We start from the raw sequence: 24,171 nt of genomic DNA on the forward strand, positions 1-24,171 counted from the left end.
TTCCCTACCTTAGATATTCAATGATGTTTCGTCGTCTTTTGTCCGAACTATAACCAGACGCTGGGTCGGACGGGTCATGGCTACATACAGATCGGCAGCCGCCACAAGACGGCTCGGTGCGCTGTCTTCGATCAGGCCGGGCTCGACCACCACCACGGCATCGAACTCCAGTCCCTTTACGGTTTCGGTACCGCAGACACTGATCTGTTCGTCCCATGCGGGCTGCTCGGTCAATCTCTGGAACTCGTCTTCGTCAACTGCTGCGGCCAACTGCTCGCGAACGGCGTCGCGCACTGGCTTGATCAACTCATTCGGACAGATCACGGCGATACGGCCTGTGCCATCCGAGGATACGAACTCCTTGGCCAGCTGTACAGCCTGAACGGCGGTTTCGTGCAGCAGTGCATCTCGGTCGGCGACTACACGCCGGGATACGGAGTCTTCGATAGTGCGGACGGCGTTCACCGTGGAGATGTACAGTCCTTCGGACTGCGCGAACCGGGATGCCAGATCCGACACTTCTTTCGGGTTGCGGTAATTGATGGTCAGTTCATTGAGATCCCAGTGGCCCTCCCCGAAGAGACGGTTCATGGTCCTGCTCCAACGACGAGTGCCTGCAAGCGCCGAGGTCTGTGCGACGTCACCCACAATGGTGAACGATCGTGACGGGCAGCGACGCATCAGCATGCGCCAGTCCATCGCGGTCAGCTCCTGGGCTTCATCCACCACGATATGACCATATGTCCATTCTCGGTCGGCCGCTGCTTTCTGCGCGGTGATTTCAGAGACGTCCCCATTCATCTGGTCCAGCAGCATCTGTCCGGAGACAATGCCCTGGCCGAGACCGGTGGCTGCCAACGTGTCTTTGGCGTATTGTTCCTCGGCGGCACGTCGCGCATCGGCGGCCGCCTGCTTGGCGACGGTCTTGGGATCAGGGCCAAGCAGATCCATAGCCTCATCGAGCAGCGGAATATCGGAGCGGGTCATGGGGGAGCCCTTCGGGCGAGCCAGTGCTGCGATATCCTCATCGCTCATCCATCCGGCCAGTGTTTTGAGCCGTTCCGGACGGGCGAACAGTTGGTCAATAAGCCAGGGTGCGGTCATCGGCAGCCAGCACAGGTTCAGGGTCTTGCGTATCTGTTCGTTCATGCGCAACAGCGACAGGGTGCGGTTCATCTCCGCCTGATCCGGCGTGTAGTCAAGCTGCTCGGCGTATCGGGTGCACATGCTGGCAAGCATGGAGCGTACGAAGGTCTCGCGAGCTTTGTTATGGGGCTGACGAGTACGTTTGGCGTCGGCTTGCGCCTGCTCGATGTCCGCGGCCAGCATCGGCACCGGAATACCGCTGATGGTTACGGTGGGCAGCGACTGCGGCACCCGGATGCGTGAAGCGATGGCGTTGGCGACCACATGTGTCATGCGGCGATCGCCTTTGATCTTTGCGGCCTGTGCGGTATCGGTACCTTCGGCGGTGATACCGGGAATCAGATCCGCGATGGTACGGGACACCACTCCGGTTTCGCCCAGAGATGGCAGCACCTGATCGATGTAATGCAGGAAGGTGGAACTTGGTCCCACCACCAGCACGCCGGAGTGCTCAAGCTTGCGTCTATGCGTGTACAGCAGATAGGCGGCGCGATGCAGCGCCACAGCGGTCTTGCCAGTACCGGGGCCGCCTTGCACCACCACGGCGCGATTCATATCGGATCGGATGATGCGGTCCTGCTCGGCCTGAATCGTGGCCACGATATCGGTCATTTTGCCGGTGCGGCGGGAACTCAAGGAGGCGAGTAATGCGCCTTCGCCGGTCAAGGTGCCGGATTCGGAGGCTTTGCCAACCTGTTCGGAGTGCACGTCAAGCACTTCATCTTCGACGCCCACTACTTCCCTGAAGCTCAGCGTGATATGCCGGCGCATTACAATGTCGCCGTGATTGGACGGCGTGGCTTCATAGAAGGGGCGTGCCGCTTCGGCTCGCCAATCGGTGAGCACCGGTTCATGATCGGTGCTGGACAACCCAATTCGTCCTATATAACGTCGGGTGCCGTTCATGGTGTCCAAACGGCCGAACACCAAACGATCCTCCACACTGCGTAGTTGCGTAAGTCTGTCCTCATACATAGTGGCAAAGGAATCGCGTTCTGTACGCTGTGTGGGCGATCCATGGGATCCTGCAGCCCGGACGGTGTTCAGGCGCTGCCACATTTCGGCGCGCAAATCGTCCAAACGTCCATAGGCGCGATCGACGGCCTGTTGCTCCTCATGGAGCTGTGAGGCATAACTCGACATGCTGTTCTCTTCGTTTCCGTTTCTTGGAGGTTGCTGACTCAAGGCATTCAAATTTACCGCACGCTCCCTACGTTGAGGGCGGTGACCGAGATTCCTCATAGTGAATTCGTGATGAATATCTGGCTGTCGTGATGGTTTTCACCTTGTGCGGGCCTTGATTCAACAGGTTGGGGAAGCGCTCAACATGCCTGAAATAAGCCGATTTCGTCAAAAAGAGTGCGCAAATCGTGTATGTGTGGGGAAAAATGGGGAATTGTGGGGTAAAGTGGTGAGCCAGTCGGTCGAAGTGTATTTTCAAGCATCCAAACGAGGGGAGGTGGAGCCATGGCACAGGAGCATGATGCCCTTGACATTGATGCCGGCACCGGTGCCGGCGCACAAGGCTCCTCCTCTGCTTCCGTATCCGACCTGATGGCCGGCCTGAACCTGCTGCTGGGCACGTATACACCGAAGATCGACGCGAAAGGTCGAATGGCGCTTCCCGCCAAATTTCGCGCGCAGCTTGGGCAGGGGCTGGTGATGGCCCGAGGTCAGGAGCGGTGCGTGTATCTGCTGCCGTTTGACGAATTCCGCAGAATCGCCGCGCAGATCCAACGAGTTTCTGTGGGTAACAAGGCCGCCCGTGAGTATTTGCGTGTATTTCTTTCCGGTGCCGTCGATCAGCAGCCGGACAAACAAGGCAGGGTGCTGGTGCCGCAAATGTTGCGCGACTACGCCAATCTCGGGTCGGACGTAGTGGTAATTGGCGTGGGTACGCGCGCCGAATTGTGGAACAAGGACGCATGGGAATCCTATCTGGCCGAAAAGGAAGAAGGATATTCCGATATTGCCGATGATGTATTGCCGGAGGTGGAGTTCTGATGGTGGATGTGACGACGATTCATCAGCCGGTGCTGCTCAACGATTGCGTGAATCTGATGGTGCCCGCGTTGCGCAGGGAAGGCGCGATAGCGGTGGATTGCACCTTGGGGCTTGCCGGCCATTCCACGGCCTTCCTCAAAGCCGCTCCCTCGGCCACACTGATCGGCATTGATCGAGACAGTGAGGCTTTGGCGTTGGCGACTCAACGAATGGAACAGGAAGGTCTGGCGGACCGGTTCATACCGGTGCATGCCGCCTTCGACCAGCTTGACCAGGTGCTTGCCGAGCGCGGCATCGAACGAGTGGATGCCGTATTTATGGATCTTGGATTGTCCAGTCTGCAGATCGATGAAGCCGATCGCGGCTTCTCCTATTCCCATAATGCCCCACTCGATATGCGTATGGACGTCAGCCAGAGTTTGACCGCCGAGCAGATTCTTGCCACCTATGACGCCGCGGATTTGGCGCGTATCTTCACCCAGTACGGTGAAGAGCGCTTCTCGCGCCAGATCGCGCGCGAAATCGTCACCCGTCGTTCGCGCATGCCGCTGACCACCACAGGGCAGCTCAATCAGCTCGTCGACGAAGTGGTGCCACAGGCCCATCGTCCGGCCGGCAATCCCGCCAAGCGGGTGTTTCAGGCGCTTCGCATCGAAGTCAACGGCGAGTTGGACAAACTTGCATCCACGCTGCCGCAGGCCGCGAACCGCCTCAATGTGGGTGGACGTTTGGTGGTCGAGTCCTACCATTCGTTGGAAGACAAAACCGTCAAATCATTCATGGCGCAGGGTTTACGCGTGGATGCGCCCGCCGGTATGCCGGTCATTCCGCCGGATGCGCAGCCGTTCTTCAAAGAACTCACCCGCGGTGCCATCAAGGCGGATGACGAAGAGATCGCGTTCAACCCGCGGTCGGCCTCCGTCCGCTTGCGGGCCGTGGAAGTGAGCCGCCCGATCCCCGAACGGTGGAGAAGCCGCTTCGCCTATGATGCGCAGCACCCCAACGAAAACGCACGGCGTTCGGGACGAAACCGAGCGCATGGCAGCCATACTGGCGGTCAGATGAACATCAAGAACCATACGAGGAGGGGCTGAAAGCCCATGGCAATGGCACGAAGCATTCGGTCAAATGCGGCTCCGGCACACAATCGGCCCCAATCAAAAGCATCCACTACCTCCTCTCGTCCGGAACTGCGAGTCATTTCCAATCCGCGCCCTGAACCCAGCGGCAACGTGGTGACCCGGGTTCTGGAATGGACCCGCACACGTACTGCTCCGCTGGTGCACGTCATTATCGCCGTGGCGTTTCTTATGGCCACGCTGATCGGCGCGCTGATGTTGCGTACCCAGATGGTGCAGAACTCGTTCGAAGCGGCACAGATCGAGGCGAATATCAGCCGACTCACCCAGGACGTCGAGGACGATCAGGCCAAGCTGGATCAGCTGGTCGCTTCCCTCCCCGACAAGGCCAGCGATATGGGCATGGTTCCCCAGCAGGGATCCGTGTCCATCGATTTGAATGGATACCAATCCAGCAAAGGCGGAACCCAGTGAAGACCTTGCAGCGTATCGTGCAGTTCGCGAAGGTGAAGACCTTCGCCTGCAAATGCATCGCCATTGGCGCGGCGCTGGCCGTGGTGGCCACGGCATGCTTGATTCAGCTGGCTTCCACGCAGCTTATCGGCGGCAGACAGACCGCTCAGGCCGCTACGGCCAGCCGTACGTTGACCGTGACACTCAGCGCGAAGCGCGGGCGTATTCTGGACACCAATGGAACGGTGCTCGCCCAGAGCGTCGAACGGTACACGATAGTGGGCAATCCGGAGGCCGCTCAGGAATTCAAACCGATCACCTGCAATGACGACACCCGTGACTACTGCCACGAGATTGATGGCAAGCCGGTAGGTACCACCGGCGCGGCCGCAGTAGGACGTCTGCTTGCCAGTGTGCTTGACATGAATGCCATGGAACTTGGGGCGGCCCTGTCGGGTACCGGCCAATACGTGATTCTCAAGAAGGACGTCACGCCGCAAGTCAAGCGTAGCATCGAGGCCTTGCATCTGGGTGGCATCATATGGGGCGAGCTGAGCAGTGAACGACTGTATTCGGACGGTGATCTGATGGGGGCGTTGCTCGGCGGTGTCAATGATGAAGGCACCGGAGTAGCCGGTATCGAACAAATCGAAAACGATGCCCTCACCGGCACCGACGGCCATGAGACCTATCAGCGTGGCAACGGTGGCGAGGAGATTCCCGGCACCATGACCGAATCGGTGGCCGCCAAAAACGGCGATGACGTGAATCTGACCATCGATCGAGACGTTCAGTGGTATGTCAAAAAGACACTGAAGGAAGCCAAATCCAAATTTGGTGCCGCTTGGGCCATCGCTGTGGTGCAGGATGTCCAGACCGGTGAGATTATGGCTCTGGCCGACAGCGATGAGGTGACCGCCGGTACCGATGAGGCGAAGATGGGTACGTCCCGTGCGGTGTCCGAAACGTTCGAACCCGGCTCGGTGGGCAAGGTGATCTCCATGTCCGGCTATTTGCAGACGGGTCTGCACAAGATGACCGACCAGTTCACAGTGCCGGACCATATGACCGTGGAGGGGCAGACCTATCAGGATTCGTCCGACCATGGCACCCAGCGCTGGACGCTTGCCGGCATATTGCAGAACTCCTCGAACATCGGCATGATCATGGCCGCCTCGAACTTCACCGACGAACAGCGTTATGAGTATCTGACCAAGTTCGGCATCGGCCAGTCCACCGGGCTCAACCTGCCTGGCGAATCAGCAGGCTGGCTGACCTCGGCTTCCGCGTGGGATCTGCGCACACGCAACACTGTGCTGTTCGGTCAGGGATATACGGTCAACATCATGCAGCTGAATAACGTGGTGGCCACGATAGCCAACAAAGGGGTCAAGGAGCAACAGTCCATCATCAAATCGACTACGGATGCCAACGGCACGACCACGCAGACCAAAAAGGGCGAATCTACGCGCATCATCGACGAGCAGGTGGCTTCGGATATGATGAATGCCATGGAATCGGTGGCGGAAAGCTACAGCAAATTCGTACACGTCGATGGTTATCGTATGGCGGCCAAATCCGGTACCGCAGAAGTGCAGGGTTCCGACGGCAAATTGTCGTCCATCATCTCCGATTACTCCGTGGTGATTCCGGCGGACAATCCGCGCTATGCGGTCACCGTGGTGATGAAGGATCCTGACGGTACCTATGGTGGCCTGACCGCCGGCCCTGTGTCCGCACAGATTTGTGAGTTCCTTATGCAGAAGTATGAGGTGCCTGTATCCAGTGCCCGTAAAAATGCTATTCCAGTCACGTGGTGAAGTCCGAGGCGGAAAGGTGAAGTCATGAGCGTAGTGAGCGAATCCATCGCCCAACGGGTGACCTTGGGCCTATTGGTTGAACAATATGGTTTTGAACTGGACCCGCCGTTCGCTTCGAACGTTACGGTGACTTCGTTGAGCGATGCCATGGATACGGTGTTTCCCGGTTCGTTGTTCGTCTGCCGGAAAACCACTGATCTGGCCTACGCCGAGCGGGCAGGGGCGTATGCGGCGTTGATGCCCCGTTCGATGAAAGGACAGGTGCACGCCGATATTCCGGTGCTGTACGGTGACTGCGATGATCGTGTTCTGGGCCAGCTCGCGTCAGGTCTTGCCGGAAACCCCTCCAACACCATGGCGGTGTTCGCGGTGACCGGGGTGGATGACGACACTATTGAGGCCGATGTATCGCAGCTTGCCGAATTCCTGCACATGCTAGGCAATCCGGTGGCGGTAATCTCCGCAGCCGGTTCCACCTCCATGACTCACACGATGGCCTTGAACTACCCATTGGGCATTCTTGACGTCGAACGCACGTTGTCGGTATGCGCCGAGGACGGTGTGGCCGCGGTGATCGTGGCGTTGAACGACAGGACTCTGGCCAAGCACGCGCTGGCGTCGGTGAATGTGGATGTATTGGGTGCTCAGCATGCGCAATTGATGGAGGATGTCGATGCGCTCAAAGAACGGTACTCATTCGTCGCCGATCAGAAATTGACCATGACCACTACGACGTTCGAATCCGACGAGATCGCAGCGGAATCCCCGGCCATGAACGATCGCGGACGGCTTGGACATCTGTCTTTGGCCGTGGCCATGGTACTGGCGGCCGGAGTGAGGAAGAACAATATACGAAGCGCTTTGCGCGTTGCCAGCAATCTGAAGTAACGATCTGAGCCAAGGAGAGTATCCCGGTCGGGTGCCGAGACCGGCAAGGAAGAACGTCATAACAGTCGGCGGCACCATTGGCGAGCGGCATGCTCACCGTCAGACGGAGCAGCCGACAGCGCGGTGAGACGGCAGGAACGTAAGAACAACGCAGGGAAGGAATGAGGAACATGGTTCCCATGAATGTGGAGGAGATCGCCGAGGCGGTCAACGGACGGTTGGTCGCAGGACCGGCGTCGGAGCGCTTGGCCACCAGCGCGGTGAGCGACTCCCGGCAGGCTGGCGAAGGATCGGTATTCGTGGCCATCAAGGGCGAGCGCGTGGATGGCCATGATTTCGTGCCCGCCGTAGCCGCGCAAGGTGCGGTGGCGGCCATTGTGGATCATGAGGTTGCCGATGCCGCCTTGTCTCAGATCGTGGTGGAGGACACCGTCGAGGCGCTGGGTGAACTGGCTAAGCACAATATTGAACGCAGACGCGCGTTGGATACGGATTTCGACATCATCGGTCTGACCGGCTCGGTGGGCAAAACCACTACCAAGGATCTGCTCGCCGCACTGCTTGCACATGTAGGCCCCACGGTTGCGCCGGTCGGTTCGTTCAACAACGAGATCGGTTTGCCTCTGACCGCATTGAAGGTAGATGAGCGCACCCGGTTCTTCGTGGCGGAGATGGGCGCCAGTCACCTTGGTGAAATCGCTCGGCTGACGCGTATCGCCCCGCCTGATACGGCCATTGTGCTTAAGGTGGGTGTGGCTCATCTTGGTGAATTCGGCTCCCGGGAGCGTATCGCCCAAGCGAAAAGCGAGATCGTCAAGGGCCTGTTGCCCGGTGGCACTGCAGTGCTGAACGCCGATGATGAACATGTGGTGCCGATGGCTTCTTTGGCTGTCGGGCCGGTGCTATGGTTCGGCCTTGACCGTACGCGCGACGGTGAAGTGAGCGCGGAGAACATCACCTCCGACCATGCCGATCATGCGCAATTCACCTTGCAGAACGCTCAGGGCGACACGGTGCAGGTGCATCTGGGCATACCGGGACGTCACAATGTGATGAATGCGTTGGCCGCCGCCACAGTGGCGATGCGTTATAGCATGACCATGAATGAAGTGGCTGATGTGCTGGCCGCACAGCACGTGATCAGCCCGCATCGTATGGCATTGTCTACGGTGAAGCGTCAGGATGCCTCGTTCACCTTGATTGATGATTCCTTCAACGCCAATCCCGATTCGATGAAGGCCGGTCTTGACGGTCTCAAGGCATGGACCAGTGCCGACGGCGGCACTCCGTTCCGAGTGGCGTTGCTGGGCGCCATGCTGGAGTTGGGGCCCGATGAGAGTGCGTTGCATGCGTCCGTGGGCTCGTATGCCGCGGGACTAGGACTGGACGCCATCATCGCTGTGGGGTCCGACCATGATGCTCATCTGGATGCCATGGCCGAGGCTTTGGCCCAAGGTGCACAGCAGGATACCGGTGATGCATCCGATGCATCTCACACCACTGTCGAATGCGTTCATGGCATTGATCAGGCTGAGCGTCTGGTGCTGGCTATGGCCGATGAACATCCGGATACCGTGGTGTTGCTCAAAGGATCCCATGCCTCAGGCCTGAGCGCCCTTGCCGAACGTTGGACAAGCAACTGATGCAGCTGGCATAGTCTGTACGAAGAACGAACGAGAAAGAGAAGCCGCACGTGATTGCTCTGATCATTGGAATGTTGGTGTCGTTGATCGTCACCTTGGTCGGCACGCCGATGCTGATACGTTTGGTGCACCGGCTGCATTACGGACAGTACATCCGTCAGGATGGCCCTAAGTCTCATCTGGTCAAGCGTGGAACACCTACGCTGGGTGGGGTAGTCATCAATTTCGCGATCCTTTTGGGATGGGCCTCATCTGCGCTGTACCGGTACCTTCATTCGGGCGATGTGCCCTCATGGTCCGCGATACTGGTGCTGTTCGCCATGATGTCCATGGGCGTGCTGGGCTTCATCGATGATTTCGCCAAGGTGCGCAAGAAGCAGAACGAAGGATTGTCTGTGGCCGGCAAATTCATCGGCCAGTTCATCTTCGCCACCGTATATGCCGTATTGGCGCTGCTGATTCCCACCAAAACGGGATTCCCTAGCGCGCAGGCGGGTATCAGTTTCATTGAAAAGCCGTTCTTCAGCTTCGATTTTGCCGGACGTGCCGTGTCGATCGTGCTGTTCGTGATCTGGGTGAACTTCCTGATGGCCGCGTGGACGAATGCGGTGAACCTGACCGACGGATTGGACGGACTGGCCGCCGGGTCGTCCATGATCGCCTTCACTGGTTTTGGCGTCATCGCATTCTGGGAAAGCTATCACATTAAAGGCGGAAGCCATGGCGGTTACTCGTACGCTGTTTCGGATCCGTTGGATCTGACCGTTATCGCGATCTGCGCGGCCGTGGCCTGCTTTGGTTTCCTGTGGTACAACTCGAATCCTGCTTCCATCTTCATGGGAGACACCGGCTCGTTGGCGCTTGGCGGATTGTTCGCCGCACTGTCGATCGCCACGCATACGGAGTTCCTTGCCGTGATTCTGGGCGGCCTGTACGTCATGGAGGCAATGAGCGATGTCATTCAGGTGGGATACTTCAAGATGACCCACAAACGTGTGTTCAAGATGGCGCCTATCCATCATCACTTCGAGCTGAAGGGATGGACGGAAACCAAGGTGGTGGTACGTTTCTGGATGATCGAACTCATCTTCGTGCTGCTTGCCCTGACCATTTTCTATGGCGATTGGGTGACCCGGTCTGGTCTGCTATTCAGCTGACGGCATCAGGAACCGATATGGATCGAGGGCATCGGAACACAGAGCGAATCTACGAGGTCGAATACATGGGGCTTGCCGCGGTTCTACCGCGTGAAAACTCCAATTGCAAGGAGGAACAATGCAGGTAGCAGGTACAACAGTGGTCATCGCCGGATTGGGGGTATCCGGCACGTCGTTGGCCCAGGTGTTGCGTGAGCGCGGCGCCCATGTGATCGGCGTCGATGAACGCAAACCGGAAGCGGATCTGAAGAGCTTTGATGAGGTGGACTGGCAGAACGTCGACTATGTGATGGCCTCGCCGGTGTTCAACCCCCGCACGCCGTTCATCGTGGAGGCCCAGCGACGTGGCATCCCGGTGATGAGCGAGGTGGAGTTCGCATGGCGCCTGCGTGTGGATAATGTTCGCACCGGCAAGCCGGCCCCTTGGATCGGCATCACTGGCACCAACGGCAAGACCTCCACCACGGAGATGACTTCGGCCATGCTGACCGCCTGCGGATTGGATGCGCCGACGGCTGGCAATATCGCCTCTGGAGACATGTCGATGAGTCTGTCCCGTTGCGCCACGAATCCGGAACATGATGTGCTCTGCGTCGAGTTGAGCTCCTTCCAGCTGCATTTCACCGATTCTCTGGAATTGGAATGCGCCGCGATCACCAATATCGCCGACGATCATCTGGATTGGCATGGTGGACGTGAACGCTACGCCGCCGACAAGGCAAAAGTGTTCCACCGCGCCCGTAAAGTCGTCGTCTACAATGCGCAGGATGCTCAGGTCACTGCACTGGCTCTGGCGGCCGAAACGGCTGAAGGATGCCGCAAAGTAGGCTTTACTCTGGAGCCGCCCGAAGCCGGACAGATCGGCATCGCTGACGGGTGGATTGTGGACAAAAGCGGCGTGGCCGGCGGGTCAGCCGAGTCGCCACGTCGCCTCGCTCCCATCCGCGAGTTCACGCATCTGGCGGAACCGGACGGTTCTCTGTATCCTCATCTGGTGGCGGACGCACTAACCGCCTTGGCTCTGGTGCTGGGCCATGGTGCGGATCTTGATACCGCGCTTGCCGCGTTACGTGAATTCAAGCCCGGCGGCCATCGCATCCAGACCGTGGCTGAAGCGAAACTTGCTGACGGCACCGTTCGCTTTGTGGATGATTCCAAAGCCACGAACGCGCATGCCGCGCACGCATCGCTGTCCAGCTTCCCCGCCAAGTCCGTGATCTGGATTGCCGGAGGACTCGCCAAAGGCAGCCGATTCGAGGATCTGGTCAAGAATCAGGCGCATACCATCAAGGCTGCCGTAATCATCGGCCGTGATCAGGCGCCGATGATCGAGGCTTTCGCCAGCCAAGCACCGGAAATTCCGACTACCGTGATCGACCCGACAGACAACGCGACGGTGATGGATCGTGCGGTCGAGGCCGCCGGCAACTATGCGGCCGGTGGAGACGTGGTGCTGATGGCCCCGGCCTGTGCCTCAATGGACCAGTTCGTCTCCTATGCGGATCGCGGCAACCGATTTGCCAAGGCCGCCAAGACGTGGAGCGAGGTGCATGGTCTTCACTGAGTCCTCCACGCGCAAAATACGCAGAACACCGGAAGAACCGGCCCTGACCATTACCGATTACACCGGGTGGCGGAGCCTGCTCAACCCATTGTGGTGCTATCACGGCTTCCGTATGGCAGTGGTGGGACTGACCTGCTTCGGCCTGATCATGGTGTTCTCCAGCTCCACCGTCACCATGACGGCGCAAGGAAGGTCGCCATTCGTACAGCTCATCAGCCAAGGAGGGTTCTGCCTGATAGGTCTGCTGGCGGGATTCTTCGTGATGATCATGCCGGTGAAATTCTGGAAGCATGCCGGTGCCATGTTCGTGATTGCCTCTCTGATCGTGCAGGCTCTGACCTTCACGCCGCTGGGCATTGATGTATACGGCAACAAGGGTTGGCTGAATCTGGGCTTCACTACGGTGCAGCCAGCGGAATTCATGAAATTCGCCATGTGCGTTTGGTTGCCTTCGGCGTTGCGCGTATGCGCTCTGAGATACCGGCGTGAGGGGATGAAAGCCTACCGTGCTCCGATCCTGATCTATGCAGCCGGTTTGGGCCTTGTCGTCGGGGGCAAGGATCTGGGCACCGCCATGATTTTGGGATTCATCGGCGTAGTGGCTTTTCTGGTGGCTGGATTCCCTGGCAAGTGGATGGCCGCCGGCGTTGTGGCACTTGTGGTTATGGTGGCCGTGCTGGCGATTTCCAGTCCTAACCGTATGAGGCGCATTCTGGCCACGTACGGTGATTGCACAGCCGCCGATGCGCAAACGGTTTGCTACCAGTCCACACATGCGAAATACGCCATCGCCTCCGGTGGTTTCCTTGGCGTGGGTATTGGCAACTCGCGTGAGAAGTGGAACTATCTGCCAGCCGCGCATAACGACTTCATCTTCGCCATCATTGGCGAGGAGACCGGATTCGTCGGTTGTGCCGTTGTGCTGTTGTTCTTCATGATTCTTGGATGGTGCATGATCGTCATCGCTCTGCAGGTCAACGACCGCTATGTGGCCATGGTACTCATGTGCGTCACCATCTGGATCGTCGGTCAGGCCATGGTGAACATCGGCGTGGTCGTAGGAGTGTTTCCGGTGCTCGGTGTACCGATGCCATTTGTCTCGGCCGGCGGTTCGTCGATGATCATGTGTCTGATGGCCGCAGGACTGGTTGTGGGGCTTATGCGCTCGCAGCCGCAGATCCGGCAGGCCAGGCAAAGCGCGTAGAGTACACTCGATAACCATGAGTCAGGGCAATATGCATATCGTTCTCGCCGGCGGAGGCACCGCCGGACACGTCAATCCGCTGCTTGCGGTCGCCGGCGCGATTCACGAGCTGGAGCCTTCCGCCCAAGTGACCGTTGTAGGAACGGCGGTGGGGCTGGAGAAAGATCTCGTACCCGCCGCCGGGCTGGAACTGGACACCATCGACAAGGTTCCCTTCCCGCGCAGGCCGAATCTGTACATGTTGAAGTTCCCGATGAAATGGCGCCGGGAAACCGCCAAGGTGCGTTCGATTCTCCAACGTCGCAAGGCGGATGTGGTGGCCGGCTTCGGCGGGTACGCGTCGGCACCGGTGTATGCCACCGCACATCGTATGGGCATACCCATCGTCATTCACGAACAGAATGCCCGCGCCGGCATGGCCAACAAGCTGGGTGCCCGTTGGGCTGATTTCATCGGTACCGTCTATGAGCATACCGGTTTGAAGCCACGGCAGGGAGCAGTGGTACAGCGCGTAGGTTTGCCGCTGCGCCCTGCTATCGCGGCATTGGCGAAACAGTTCGAGCAAGATCGTGCAGCTGTACGTCGTCAGGCTGCCGAAGCGTTGGGTGTGGACCCGGACCGTCCGTTGGTACTGGTCACTGGCGGCTCGCTCGGTGCGCAAAGCCTCAATCGTGCCATTGCATCCGCAGCCGGAGATCTGCTGGCCCATGCCCAGATCATTCATCTGACCGGTCGCGGCAAAATCGACGAGGTGCGGACTCTGGTTTCCAAGTCGGCGGGGGAGCGGGTGCTTACCGGTATCGGCGCTGAAACCGCGGGACAAGGAGACTACCATACCGCCGAATATCTGGAACGCATCGACTTGGCTTTCGCCTGTGCCGATCTGGTGATTTGCCGTGCGGGTGCCGGTTCCGTCTCCGAATTGGCTGCACTGGGTTTGCCGGCCATCTATGTGCCTCTTCCCATTGGCAACGGTGAACAGCGTTTCAATGCCGAACCGGTGGTCAACGCAGGTGGCGGCCTCATGGTGGCCGACAAGGATATGACGTCCGATTGGGTGCGCGCCCATGTGCCCGATCTGCTGGCCGATGCCGATCGTTTGGCCGAATACGGTCGCAAAGCATGGCAGTACGGCATTCGTGATGCCGCGCAGATCATGGCACGTCAGGTGCTGAGTCTCGCGAAGGCAAGCGCGTCAAATCGCTGACCGCTGGTACAAGGTTTGCATGCCGGCCATAATAGATGCCGGGAATTCATGAAGGAGCGTCAATTGTCTCAGGAACAATCCATTGTGCTTGATCCTACTCACGCCGGGTTTGATGCCGATGCGCGACCGTCTGATTTGGGGGCGACGCATTTTATCGGCATCGGTGGTGCCGGTATGAGTGTTCTTGCGGAAATGCTGCATGCGCAAGGCGTGCCAGTGGACGGATCCGACCGTGAGCGCAGTGCCAAAACCGATCGTCTGCAGTCGTTGGGTATCACTGTGGAGTTCGGCCAGCAGGCGGATCATGTGGCGAATGCGCAAACCGTGGTCTACTCCAGTGCCATCAAACCGGATAATCCGGAAATCGTGGCGGCTCATGAGGACGGTAAGCGCATCGTGCACCGCAGCGACATCCTCGCTCTGCTGATGAATGGCAAACAGGCGGTTACCGTGGCCGGGGCCCATGGCAAAACCACCACCAGCTCTATGCTGGCGCATATTCTCGTTCATGTCGGTGCCGATCCCAGCTACGCCATCGGCGGTTCCATCCAGGGGCCGGATGGCACGACACTTGATGGCGGCCACGCCGGTCGGGGTTCGGTGCTGGTGGCCGAAGCCGATGAATCGGATGGCAGCTTTGCCAAATATCATCCGACTATCGCGATCATCACCAATTGCGAGGCTGACCATCTGGATCATTATGGCGATGAGGCGCATTACCGCGCCGCTTTCGTGCAGCACGCCGGTCATGCCACGGGTCATGTGATCATCTGCGCAGACGACCCGGATGCTCTCGCTGTGCTGCAGTCATTGCCGGAAGAGGTCAAGTCACATACCGTGGCCTACGGCACCACGCCTCAGGCCGGGTTGCCGGATCTCGGCGGCGCGGCGTATGTGTCGATCAGCTCCGAAAGCGAGAGCGCCGGCAGCGGTGCCGAACATATGGTGCTGCACCTGCCGGAAGCGGTGACCGGTGGGGATCCGGTTGATCAGCATGTGACGTTGAAGGTGCCGGGCATCCATAACGCGCGCAATGCGGCGGCCGCAATTACGGCTGCGGTGCTGCTTGGCGTGGCCCCTGCCGAGGCTGCGTCCGCGGCAGGCACATTCCTCGGAGCTGCGCGTCGTTTCCAGATACGCGGTACGGTCAAGCAGGTTACGGTGGTGGATGATTATGCACATCATCCCACCGAAATCGCGGCCTTGCTCGATGCCGCACGACGTCGATATCCGGAGCACATCATTCGCGTGATCTTCCAACCGCACCTGTTCTCCCGTACCAAATTCTTCGCGAGCCAGTTCGCCGAAGCCTTGTCCAAGGCGGATGACGTCATCGTCACGGGCATTTTCCCGGCGCGCGAGAAGCAGGAGGACTTCCCGGATGTGACTGCCTCCACCATTGTGGACGCGGCCAGCCAGCTCGGCGATGCCAGAACGTCTTCATGGATTCAGGCGGTTGATGACATGCGTCTGGCCGCCAAGATGATGGCCATGCGCGCTCACCACGGTGACGTGATCATCACCGTGGGTGCCGGCGACATCACGCAGATGGATGACGTGTTGCTTGCGGCTCTTGAGGCGCATAGGGAGCGTTGCGAGTAATGGCCTCCCGTACGGTCAGATCGGTCTCCTCACACACGACGGGCAATCACCACGCATCGGACGAGCCACGTCGATTGCCGCAGACGGGCGAAGCGCATCAGTCGCGTGGGGTGCGACGGCCATATGGCGTGGTTCGCTCATCCCAGAAAACTCGTAAGCCGCATCGTGGACGTACCATCGAATCGTATACGGGATCCAAGGCCAGCGGCGCTCGCTTGGCCCGCAGTCGCAAGCCTCGCACCGTGACCTCGGACACCAGCGATGTGCAAGCGGAACTCGTGCCTGATGTCACCGTGGCCAATGGGCCCGCCGGGGCGTTCGTAGACGCCAGACGATTGCCGAGCGAAGACTACGTGACCGAGACGCTGCGACAGACCACCGGCATGCTCGGAGTCGCTTCGCGCCCGAAAGTGGTGAACTTCGCCGAACGTGCCAAAGAACATAGGCGTGCGAGCACGCGGGTGATCGCATTGCGGACGTTGATTGCCGGCGCGGTCGTCGCGGCATTGGTGGCGTTGTTCTGGTTGTTGTTCTTCTCTTCGGCATTCCGTCTGGAGGCGAATCGCATCGAAGTCTCTGGTGCCAACGAATGGGTGAGCGCCAGCACAATTCATAAGATCGCGGACCAACAGTCCGGCAAATCATTGTTTATGGTTTCCACCAACGATGTTGCCGAACAGCTCAAAGACATTCCCGGTGTCTCACAGGCCAAAGTGACCAAGCATTTCCCCAAGGCGATGAGTGTCGAGGTCACCGCGCAACGACCTGCCGCCATGCTCAAAAGCGGCGATACGCTGGTCGCGGTGGATGCTGATGCGCGTGTGCTCAACTCCGTAACCGCCAAGGACATCAGCGGCATACCGGTCATCGAAACCAAGGATGCCCAGGCAAGCCTGAAGAACCGTTCGATCAAGGAGGCGCTGGCCATTCTGGGTGCGTTGCCGGAATCGATGCGACAGTCCATTACCAAGGTCACCGCAGAAACGCAGGATTCAGTGACCACCGTACTGGATGATGGCGCACGGGTGATCGTCTGGGGTGACTCCTCACAGCTTAAGTTGAAAATGGCTGTGGTCGATAAGATCATCAACGATCCGAAAGTCATCGGCAACAAGCAGCAGGTGGATGTTTCCGCGCCGTTGAAGCCGATTATCAAATGATGATTGCTGTTTTGCACGGACCGTTGCGTTCGCCCGTATCCTGGCGTCGCCTTCGCGTTCGTCGGGAGCGTATAGGTTGCGGATTTGAGGGGAGAGGTGTAGTCTGAAAAGTCCGGTCTGAAGGCCGGAGCTTGATAATTCAAGATTGGGGGCGATCGGTTTCGACGGTGACCTGTTCGCTGCAGGGAAGCGTGCCGAGAACGTCGGGTCCACTCGTGGATGACCCCGACAAAAGAATAAGTGCTAAATCTAACCGCACTGAGTTCGCTCTCGCTGCCTGAGCTTCGCGCCAGGATTAACCAGTGAGCAGCCGCTCCGTTCACTCCTCCTCGTCTTTGGGAGGATGCTGAGCGTCGTTAAGAAGACTTGCTGATACAGCTGAGCCTCAGGGCTGTGTCGGGACTTTAACTGCGGATATGCTCGCCATCAGTTGTCTGCGACATCGATGGGGGCAGAAAAACCGCCGCACGGCCAGCAGACTACGCACGTAGAAGACTGTGGGCTCGGTCATCGGACCGGGGTTCAATTCCCCGCGCCTCCACTATCTCCGCAATCGCGGAAACAAGCCGCAAGGCCTTACAAAAGTAAGGCTGAGCGGCTTTTTGTTTTCACCCAATCTCGCTGCCTTTCACCAGTTTCAGAAAAATGTGAGCAAAGTGTGGTCAAAAGAACGATATGAAAGACTTGTTATTCGCCGCCTCGCGTACCATTGCCGAACATCTTGTTAAGAATCGACTCCAACCGGTTGCGCGCCTCATTGGAGAAGCGTCGAGAGGCCATCGGCTTTGGTTCGAAGGCGGCGCACGCAGTGGCTCTTGTGGAGGGAGCCTTCCTGGTCATGTCCGCGTTCACCACAAGCCTGCCGTCATGGCTGGCCATCGCGTTCGGCATCGCGGCGGCGCTTGTGACCTTGTATTCTCTTGTCGGGCTTATCATTACATGGAGAAAAGGCTTTAACGCCGAGAAACTGTATCAGGAGTTGAAAGACATGGACAGGACGGAGAAGCATAGCAGCATCATCGCGATTCGCGACGGCAACCGTTATCTCCTCTACCATGACCGTCAGTGGGGGTGCGATTTCTTCCCGAACCATGCCACCGCCGACAATGAGACCGAGAACATTCGACTGCTCGAGGATTATCTTTCAACCGGATTCGAGATCCCGAAGGATGACTTCACCCTCAGACGCGTCACCGATGAGACGCATGAGAAGTACTCTACCGAGCATCAGGAGAATCGCGTCTACGATTACACCCTGTACCGGGCGGATATCAAGACCATGCCTGAAGCGTGGAAGAGCGATCATTTCCATGTGGATTCCAAAGACTGCCGTTGGATGACCACCGATGAGATGCTTTCGGATGAGACCATTCGCAGAATCAACCATGATGTGGTTTCGATGGTTAGGGATCACGATTGACCGCACCTCAGAGCAGAACGCGCTGATGGAATTGTGGGGCACGCACTGATCGAACGCATGTTGAGGATGAACCATAATCAGATGTCGACGAACTTGACGTGACCGTCCAGATCATTCGGGACGCATCCTCGCTGTAATCGGTGCCGTGCTGTCCATCTTGGCGATCGCTGTCACCTTTGCGTATCAAACATATCTATCCAAATCGCTCGACGAGCTTTCCAAAGGGAACCTCAACCAGTCCGTTGAAACCGTGGAAATGACCGCCACTGCAACCGGTAAGGGGACCGTCACATGGAATGCAGGTGGAGGTATCAGCTCCGAAGATTTCCAAGGCACGTGGTCGAAGACATTCACCGGAGAGGACGCCAAGAAGTGGATGAGCCTCACGGTCAGCGGAGATGTCATGGGAGACGACTCGCAGGAAGTGACGTGCACCATCAAGGTCGATGGCAAAGAATATCAGACCCATAAGGGCACGGGGCAGTCCGCGTTCGCCTCGTGCGACACCTATTCGGTGGAGAACGGGCAATAAAAATCAGCCTCGCTGATGCTACCAACGTGAACGGAGCGGAATTAGGGGAATGCCGCCAACGTCAACACTCCATCTGGCTAGGCAAGGAATCCAGCACGCGAAATCACAAAGAAAGATGCTGCATCTTCCCGTCCCGCCAGTGGGATAGTGGAGCCGTACCCATTATGGTGTACATCGTGAAATGCACAACCAGTCACGGTGAACCCGCTATCGGGCGCGCTGCCGACAACCAGTCGCCGCTCAGACTGGCAAACACGGGTTCAAACACAAGATTGACAAGGTGAAGTGGGCGGCGAAACGGGTGGTTGTGGCGAAGCAGAACCGTTGCAAGGCCGACTAAATCGACAGTCCGGAACACGCGCGGGGGAAAGCGGCTTGACATTGCTGGTGAGAGCGTCCAAACTTAAGGTACTAAAGCGCTTTAGTTCCGAAAGGGAGGCGCGGGCCGAAACGCCATGTAACAGGGGCGGCGGCACGATGAGGTGACCGCGAATCGCGGCGACACACAAGGGGAAAGGCCAGAATGTTTCTCAAACCAGAGCAACAGCTCGAACGATGCAAGCGCGTGCTGCGTCAACGAGTCAACCCGCATATCCATCCGGTAATTGAACATCTGAAGGTGGAGGCCTTCGATATTCCCGGCGAACCGATGCCGTCCGGCGAGTTCTTCGACAAGGTCGGTCGCGGGGAAATCACCTTCCATCCGTTCACGCTCGGCAACGAATGGGGCACCACATGGGGTACGGTCTGGTTCCGTCTGTCCGGTGTTGTGCCGGCCGGTTATCCTCAGGGTCGCCCGTTGGAGCTGATGATTGACCTCGGTTGGTATCCGCACTCCTGCGGTGGCCACATCGAAGGACTCGTCTACCGTGAGGACGGTACCGCCATCAAGGCCGTGCACCCGCTCAACCATTGGGTGCCGTTCATGGACGCCGATGGCAATGCCCAGGTGCCGATTGCCGAGGATGGCAGCTTCACCGTATATCTGGAAGCCGCGTGCAATCCGCTGCTGCTCGGTGTGCCGCCGTTCATCGTGACCGAGCTCGGTGAGAAGGCCACGGGCAAGCCGGATGAGCCCTATGTGTTCAAGTCTGCGGACCTGACTGAATTTGACCAGCGCTTCGAGAACTATTCCGTGGACCTTGATGTGGTTTCGCAGCTCATGGAGGCGGCCGACAAGCAGTCGCCCCGCTACTGGCAGCTCGCCAAGGCGCTGCAGCGCTCGATCAATGTTTTCGACGAGCAGCGTCTTGACTCCGTGGTCGCGGCGCGCGAACAGCTTGCCGGTGTGCTTGCCAAACCGGCGAATGCCTCCGCAATGAACGTCAGTGCGATCGGACATGCGCATATCGATTCCGCATGGCTATGGCCGGTGCGTGAGACCCGCCGCAAGGTGGCCCGTACCGTGTCTAACGCTCTGGCGTTGATGGACGCGGATCCCGACTTCAAGTACGCGATGAGCTCCGCCCAGCAGTATGCATGGCTGGAGGAGGATCATCCCGATATCTTCGCCCGTATGAAGCAGCGCATCGCCGAAGGTCGGTTCATCCCGGTCGGCGGCATGTGGGTGGAGTCCGACGGCATGCTGCCCACCGGCGAATCGTTGATTCGTCAGATCAGCTATGGTCGTCGCTACTTCAAGGAGCATCTCGGTGTGGAGCCGAAGGGCATCTGGCTTCCCGACAGCTTCGGCTACACGGGCGCATGGCCGCAGATCGCTCGCCGTGCCGGCTACGAATGGTTCCTCACCCAGAAGATCTCCTGGAACGACACCACCAAGTTCCCGTACCACTCGTTCATGTGGGAAGGCATCGACGGCTCGCGCATCTTCACGCATTTCCCGCCTTCGGACACGTACGCGGCATGGTGCAAGGTTCAGGAACTCGACTACGCCGAGAAGAACTTCCAAAACAAGGATCTTGCTGACCGCTCGATTCTGCTCTTCGGTTTCGGCGATGGCGGCGGCGGCCCCACGCGCGACATGATGGAGCACCTGCACCGCTATGAGAACCTTGAAGGCGTTTCCCGTGTGAACATCGAGACCCCCAACGAGTTCTTCGACAAGGCGCACCGGCAGATCGAAGAGAACGCCGGACCTGAAATGCCGGTATATAAGGGTGAGCTGTATCTGGAACTGCATCGCGGTACATTGACCTCCCAGCAGGATATGAAGCGTGGATGCCGCACGGAGGAATCGCTGCTGCGCACGGTTGAGTATCTGGGTGCTGCCGCCTCGATTGCCGATCCGAACTTCGTTTATCCGAGCGAGGAGATGGACCGCATCTGGAAGACGCTGCTGCTGAACCAGTTCCACGATATTCTTCCCGGATCGGGTATCGCTTGGGTGCATCGCGAAGCGCGTGAGGATTACCGCCGTGATATTCAGCGGCTGCAGGAGATCGCCGAACAGATTTGTGCAGTGCTGCGTGCCTCGCATCCTGATCGCGACCTGTTGCCGTCCGCGCGCATCAGCCAATATCGCGCGGACGGTGGTTCGTGGCAGGTCCGTTCGATTTGCTCACAAGGGGAGACGTTGCCGGCGCGGGTTGAAAATCTCGATGACGGGCGCATTCGTATCTCCAACGGGGCGCTTTCGACGGTTATCGAATCGGATGGTGGCATTTCCTCGCTGATCGATGAGTCTCGTGGACGTGAGCTGGTTCCTGCGGGCACTCGTCTGGGCCGATACGAATTGATGAAGGATGAACCTGCTGTCTGGGACGCTTGGGAGATTGAGCGCGAATCCCTGCTGATGGCCGAAGGTCTGGACGGCGAAATCGTCGAGGCATCTATCGACGAACGAGGTTCTGCTGTAGTCGTTACGCGTACCATTGTGGGGCAGACGGTAATCAATACGACGATTACACTGCGTCCCGGTGCCAAGCAGCTTGATTTCCATACGAGCGTCGATTGGCGGGCTAAGGAACGTTTCCTCAAGGTCGATGTGCCGTTGACTGTTACCGCTGATCGTGCGGTATACGACTGCCAGTACGGTCTGGTCGAACGCCCGATCGTCAAGAACAGCGCCTCCGATGAAGCCAAGTTCGAAAGCAGTACGAACCGGTTCGCGATTCTGCGTGAAGCCGGATATGCGGCTGCGGTGGTGAACGGATCGATATACGGTTCCGATGCACTGCAGCTTCCTGTGGATGCTGCGCGGGGCTTGGGCGGCGGTACGATGTTCCGTTTGTCTCTGGTTTCCGCACCCACTTTCCCCGATCCGCGTACCGATGCGGGTCAGCATGACTACGACTGGTCAGTCGTGGCCGACGCCACGGTGGAACGCGCTGTGGACGCCGCGTGTGAGCTCAATGCTCCAGTGCTCCATGACGTGCCTGCTGTCGAACCGTTGGTCGGTCTCGATGTAACGGATGGCACGGCTGTGATCGACTGGGTGAAGCTGGCGGACGATGGCTCCGGCGACCTCGTTGTCCGCGTCTATGAAGCTGCAGGTGGCCGCGCTGAGGCCAGTGTGCATGTGTGCGACGCGTTGCGCAACGCCACGATTCGCGAAACGAACGTGCTGGAAGGCGATGCTATCGCCGCAGATCTGCCTGTGGCCCTTGTCTCGGACGGTATTGACAGTGAGCAGCCCGCCGAAGGCGCTCGCCTGCACCTCGGTCCGTTCCAGCTCGCCACGTTGCGTATTCGCCGTTAAGTGAAAACCATTGGTTAAATCTGAACGCTGGCGTTCTTATTGTTGCAGATGAGAACGCCAGCGTTTTCGTTGTCTTTCTGGCTTATTTGCAGACGACACGCCGTACGAGTAAAGGCGACATTCAGGATTTTGTGCTTCCTGAGTTCCGTGCTATTCTTTAACTAAACCGATTTAGTAAACGATTCTTTGAGATGCGTCTACTAAATCGCTTTAGCTCGACGGAGCAAGTCGAAGGAGAGTTATTGAGTTTGGCGTTTTCAGCCGAATCTGTCGAGTGAAATACACAGTTTCTGTCCGATGATGGGCGGGAGTTAAACAAGAGAAAGGAATGAGCCATGAGGTTCTCCGCGAAAGGTGTGGTTGCCGTTGGTGGTGCCGTTGCCATGGTGATGTCCATGGCTGCATGCGGTGGCAGCAACAACAATGCCAGCTCGTCCGATGGCAAGCTGAGCGGCGAGATCACTTTCCAGACTTGGAATCTGAAGAACGACAAGTACACCCCGTACTTTGAAGATCTGATTGCCGCGTATGAGAAGGATAACCCCGGCACGAAGATTAAGTGGGTTGACCAGCCGTCTGAAGGCTACGAGGACAAGCTGTCCGCCGATGCCGCTGCAGGCTCGCTGCCTGATGTCATCGACATGGGCCCGAACGCTGCATATATCCTCGCCAAGGCTGGCACGCTGCTGAACATCGCCCAGGAAGATCCTTCTGCCAAGGATCTATACCTTGACAACGCTTGGAAGGGCGCCACCTTCAAGGGTGAAGGCCTTGAAGAGGGTACTTACGGCTTCCCGTGGTACCTCAACACCGGCCCGACGTTCTACAACAAGGCCGCCGTTGAGGCATGTGGCGCTGATGCCAGCAACCTGCCGACCACATATGATGACTTCTTCAAGCTCGCTGATCAGATCGGCAAGACCTGTGGCGAGAAGGGGATCTCTATGCTCGCCAAGCTGCCCAACAGCGAGAACTATGGCGAATACGGCGTCGAAATGATGAACAAGGATCGCACCTCCTATACGTTCAACAGCGACAAGGCACAGAGCTTCATTGAGAACTACAAGAAGATGTATGACAGCGGTGCACTGTCCAAGGAAGCTCTGAACGCGAACTGGAACGGTGAGACCGACGCCTTCAAGCAGGGCAAGGTTATGGCCATGGCCGGCAGCCTCTACTCCGTGAACGATTTCAAGGAGAACGCTCCCGAGGTCTACAAGAACCTCATCGTGACCAAGCGTCTGGCCAACTCTTCCGCCAACATCTTCATGGAAATGCTGGTTGTCAACTCCCAGACCAAGAACAAGGCCCTGGCCATTGACTTCGCCAAGTATGTCACCAACAAGGAGAATCAGGTCAAGTTCGATAAGCTTGCGAACATCTTCCCGTCCACCAAGGACTCCATGGATGATCCGTTCTTCAAGCCTGAAGGCGATGATCTGGAATCTCAGGCCATGAGGATTTCCGCCGAGCAGATTGAGACCGGCACCCTGTGGGTTCCGCCGGAATTCTCTGAGGCTCAGGACACCACCAACCTGCGTGAACAGGTTGCTCAGGCCATTCAGGGCAAGCAGTCCGTTAAGGATGCCCTTGATTCGGCTGTGAAGTTCTCCGATGAGAGGTTGCAGCAGTAA

17 protein-coding genes and 1 other RNA gene are annotated in these 24,171 nt (G+C 58.2%); 17 read left to right on the plus strand and 1 reads right to left on the minus strand.

Translation table 11 applies throughout. From position 1 onward, the window contains the following. Nucleotides 1–9: 9 nt before the first annotated feature. Nucleotides 10–2,289, minus strand: a complete 2,280-nt coding sequence (locus tag CUU80_RS00140; RefSeq protein WP_100495349.1) for a HelD family protein — start codon at nucleotides 2,287–2,289, stop codon at nucleotides 10–12. Nucleotides 2,290–2,700: 411 nt separating this feature from the next. Here CUU80_RS00140 and mraZ point away from each other — a divergent pair, with 411 nt between their 5' ends. The 17 genes from mraZ (at nucleotide 2,701) to CUU80_RS00225 (ending at nucleotide 24,171) form a co-directional block, all read left to right on the plus strand. Further along, complete coding sequence (mraZ, locus tag CUU80_RS00145) at nucleotides 2,701–3,150, plus strand: division/cell wall cluster transcriptional repressor MraZ (protein WP_243388609.1); 450 nt, start codon at nucleotides 2,701–2,703, stop codon at nucleotides 3,148–3,150. After that, entirely contained in the window at nucleotides 3,150–4,244 is a 1,095-nt protein-coding gene (gene rsmH / locus CUU80_RS00150; protein ID WP_100495351.1) for a 16S rRNA (cytosine(1402)-N(4))-methyltransferase RsmH, read from the plus strand. The genes mraZ and rsmH overlap by 1 nt, the downstream gene beginning before the upstream one ends. Before the next feature lie 6 nt (nucleotides 4,245–4,250). Further along, nucleotides 4,251–4,703, plus strand: coding sequence for a cell division protein FtsL (gene ftsL / locus CUU80_RS10700; RefSeq protein WP_165775761.1), 453 nt, complete (start codon nucleotides 4,251–4,253; stop codon nucleotides 4,701–4,703). Continuing rightward, complete coding sequence (locus tag CUU80_RS00160) at nucleotides 4,700–6,502, plus strand: peptidoglycan D,D-transpeptidase FtsI family protein (protein WP_100495352.1); 1,803 nt, start codon at nucleotides 4,700–4,702, stop codon at nucleotides 6,500–6,502. Before ftsL ends, CUU80_RS00160 begins: the two co-directional genes overlap by 4 nt. Before the next feature lie 24 nt (nucleotides 6,503–6,526). Beyond that, nucleotides 6,527–7,390 (plus strand): hypothetical protein, encoded by an 864-nt coding sequence (locus CUU80_RS00165; RefSeq protein ID WP_100495353.1) that lies wholly within the window; start codon nucleotides 6,527–6,529, stop codon nucleotides 7,388–7,390. Nucleotides 7,391–7,560: 170 nt separating this feature from the next. Further along, on the plus strand, nucleotides 7,561–9,033 hold the full coding sequence (locus CUU80_RS00170) for a UDP-N-acetylmuramoyl-tripeptide--D-alanyl-D-alanine ligase (protein ID WP_100495354.1): 1,473 nt from the start codon (nucleotides 7,561–7,563) through the stop codon (nucleotides 9,031–9,033). Nucleotides 9,034–9,083: 50 nt separating this feature from the next. Next, entirely contained in the window at nucleotides 9,084–10,190 is a 1,107-nt protein-coding gene (gene mraY / locus CUU80_RS00175) for a phospho-N-acetylmuramoyl-pentapeptide-transferase (protein ID WP_100495355.1), read from the plus strand. A 118-nt stretch (nucleotides 10,191–10,308) separates the two neighbouring features. Next, nucleotides 10,309–11,754, plus strand: a complete 1,446-nt coding sequence (gene murD, locus CUU80_RS00180; RefSeq protein ID WP_100495356.1) for a UDP-N-acetylmuramoyl-L-alanine--D-glutamate ligase — start codon at nucleotides 10,309–10,311, stop codon at nucleotides 11,752–11,754. Further along, nucleotides 11,741–12,958 carry a putative lipid II flippase FtsW gene (gene ftsW / locus CUU80_RS00185; protein ID WP_100495357.1) on the plus strand — a complete coding sequence of 406 codons (1,218 nt, stop codon included), beginning with the start codon at nucleotides 11,741–11,743 and terminating at the stop codon, nucleotides 12,956–12,958. Before murD ends, ftsW begins: the two co-directional genes overlap by 14 nt. 16 nt (nucleotides 12,959–12,974) lie before the next feature. Further along, nucleotides 12,975–14,165 carry a UDP-N-acetylglucosamine--N-acetylmuramyl-(pentapeptide) pyrophosphoryl-undecaprenol N-acetylglucosamine transferase gene (locus CUU80_RS00190; RefSeq protein WP_100495358.1) on the plus strand — a complete coding sequence of 397 codons (1,191 nt, stop codon included), beginning with the start codon at nucleotides 12,975–12,977 and terminating at the stop codon, nucleotides 14,163–14,165. Between the two features lie 63 nt (nucleotides 14,166–14,228). Then, nucleotides 14,229–15,767 carry a UDP-N-acetylmuramate--L-alanine ligase gene (gene murC, locus CUU80_RS00195; RefSeq protein WP_100495359.1) on the plus strand — a complete coding sequence of 513 codons (1,539 nt, stop codon included), beginning with the start codon at nucleotides 14,229–14,231 and terminating at the stop codon, nucleotides 15,765–15,767. 74 nt (nucleotides 15,768–15,841) lie between these two features. Further along, nucleotides 15,842–16,927 carry a cell division protein FtsQ/DivIB gene (locus CUU80_RS00200; RefSeq protein ID WP_439329963.1) on the plus strand — a complete coding sequence of 362 codons (1,086 nt, stop codon included), beginning with the start codon at nucleotides 15,842–15,844 and terminating at the stop codon, nucleotides 16,925–16,927. Between the two features lie 147 nt (nucleotides 16,928–17,074). Then, nucleotides 17,075–17,471: a transfer-messenger RNA gene (gene ssrA, locus CUU80_RS00205) on the plus strand. Nucleotides 17,472–17,735: 264 nt separating this feature from the next. Further along, nucleotides 17,736–18,347 carry a hypothetical protein gene (locus tag CUU80_RS00210; RefSeq protein ID WP_243388571.1) on the plus strand — a complete coding sequence of 204 codons (612 nt, stop codon included), beginning with the start codon at nucleotides 17,736–17,738 and terminating at the stop codon, nucleotides 18,345–18,347. Between the two features lie 157 nt (nucleotides 18,348–18,504). Continuing rightward, nucleotides 18,505–18,879, plus strand: a complete 375-nt coding sequence (locus tag CUU80_RS00215) for a hypothetical protein (protein ID WP_133119374.1) — start codon at nucleotides 18,505–18,507, stop codon at nucleotides 18,877–18,879. A gap of 523 nt (nucleotides 18,880–19,402) precedes the next feature. Continuing rightward, nucleotides 19,403–22,537, plus strand: a complete 3,135-nt coding sequence (locus tag CUU80_RS00220; RefSeq protein WP_100495362.1) for an alpha-mannosidase — start codon at nucleotides 19,403–19,405, stop codon at nucleotides 22,535–22,537. A gap of 335 nt (nucleotides 22,538–22,872) precedes the next feature. Next, nucleotides 22,873–24,171: an ABC transporter substrate-binding protein gene (locus tag CUU80_RS00225; RefSeq protein ID WP_100495363.1), complete on the plus strand. Its 1,299-nt coding sequence runs from the start codon at nucleotides 22,873–22,875 to the stop codon at nucleotides 24,169–24,171.

It is taken from the genome of Bifidobacterium scaligerum, from assembly GCF_002802865.1.
Lineage (GTDB): Bacteria > Actinomycetota > Actinomycetes > Actinomycetales > Bifidobacteriaceae > Bifidobacterium > Bifidobacterium scaligerum.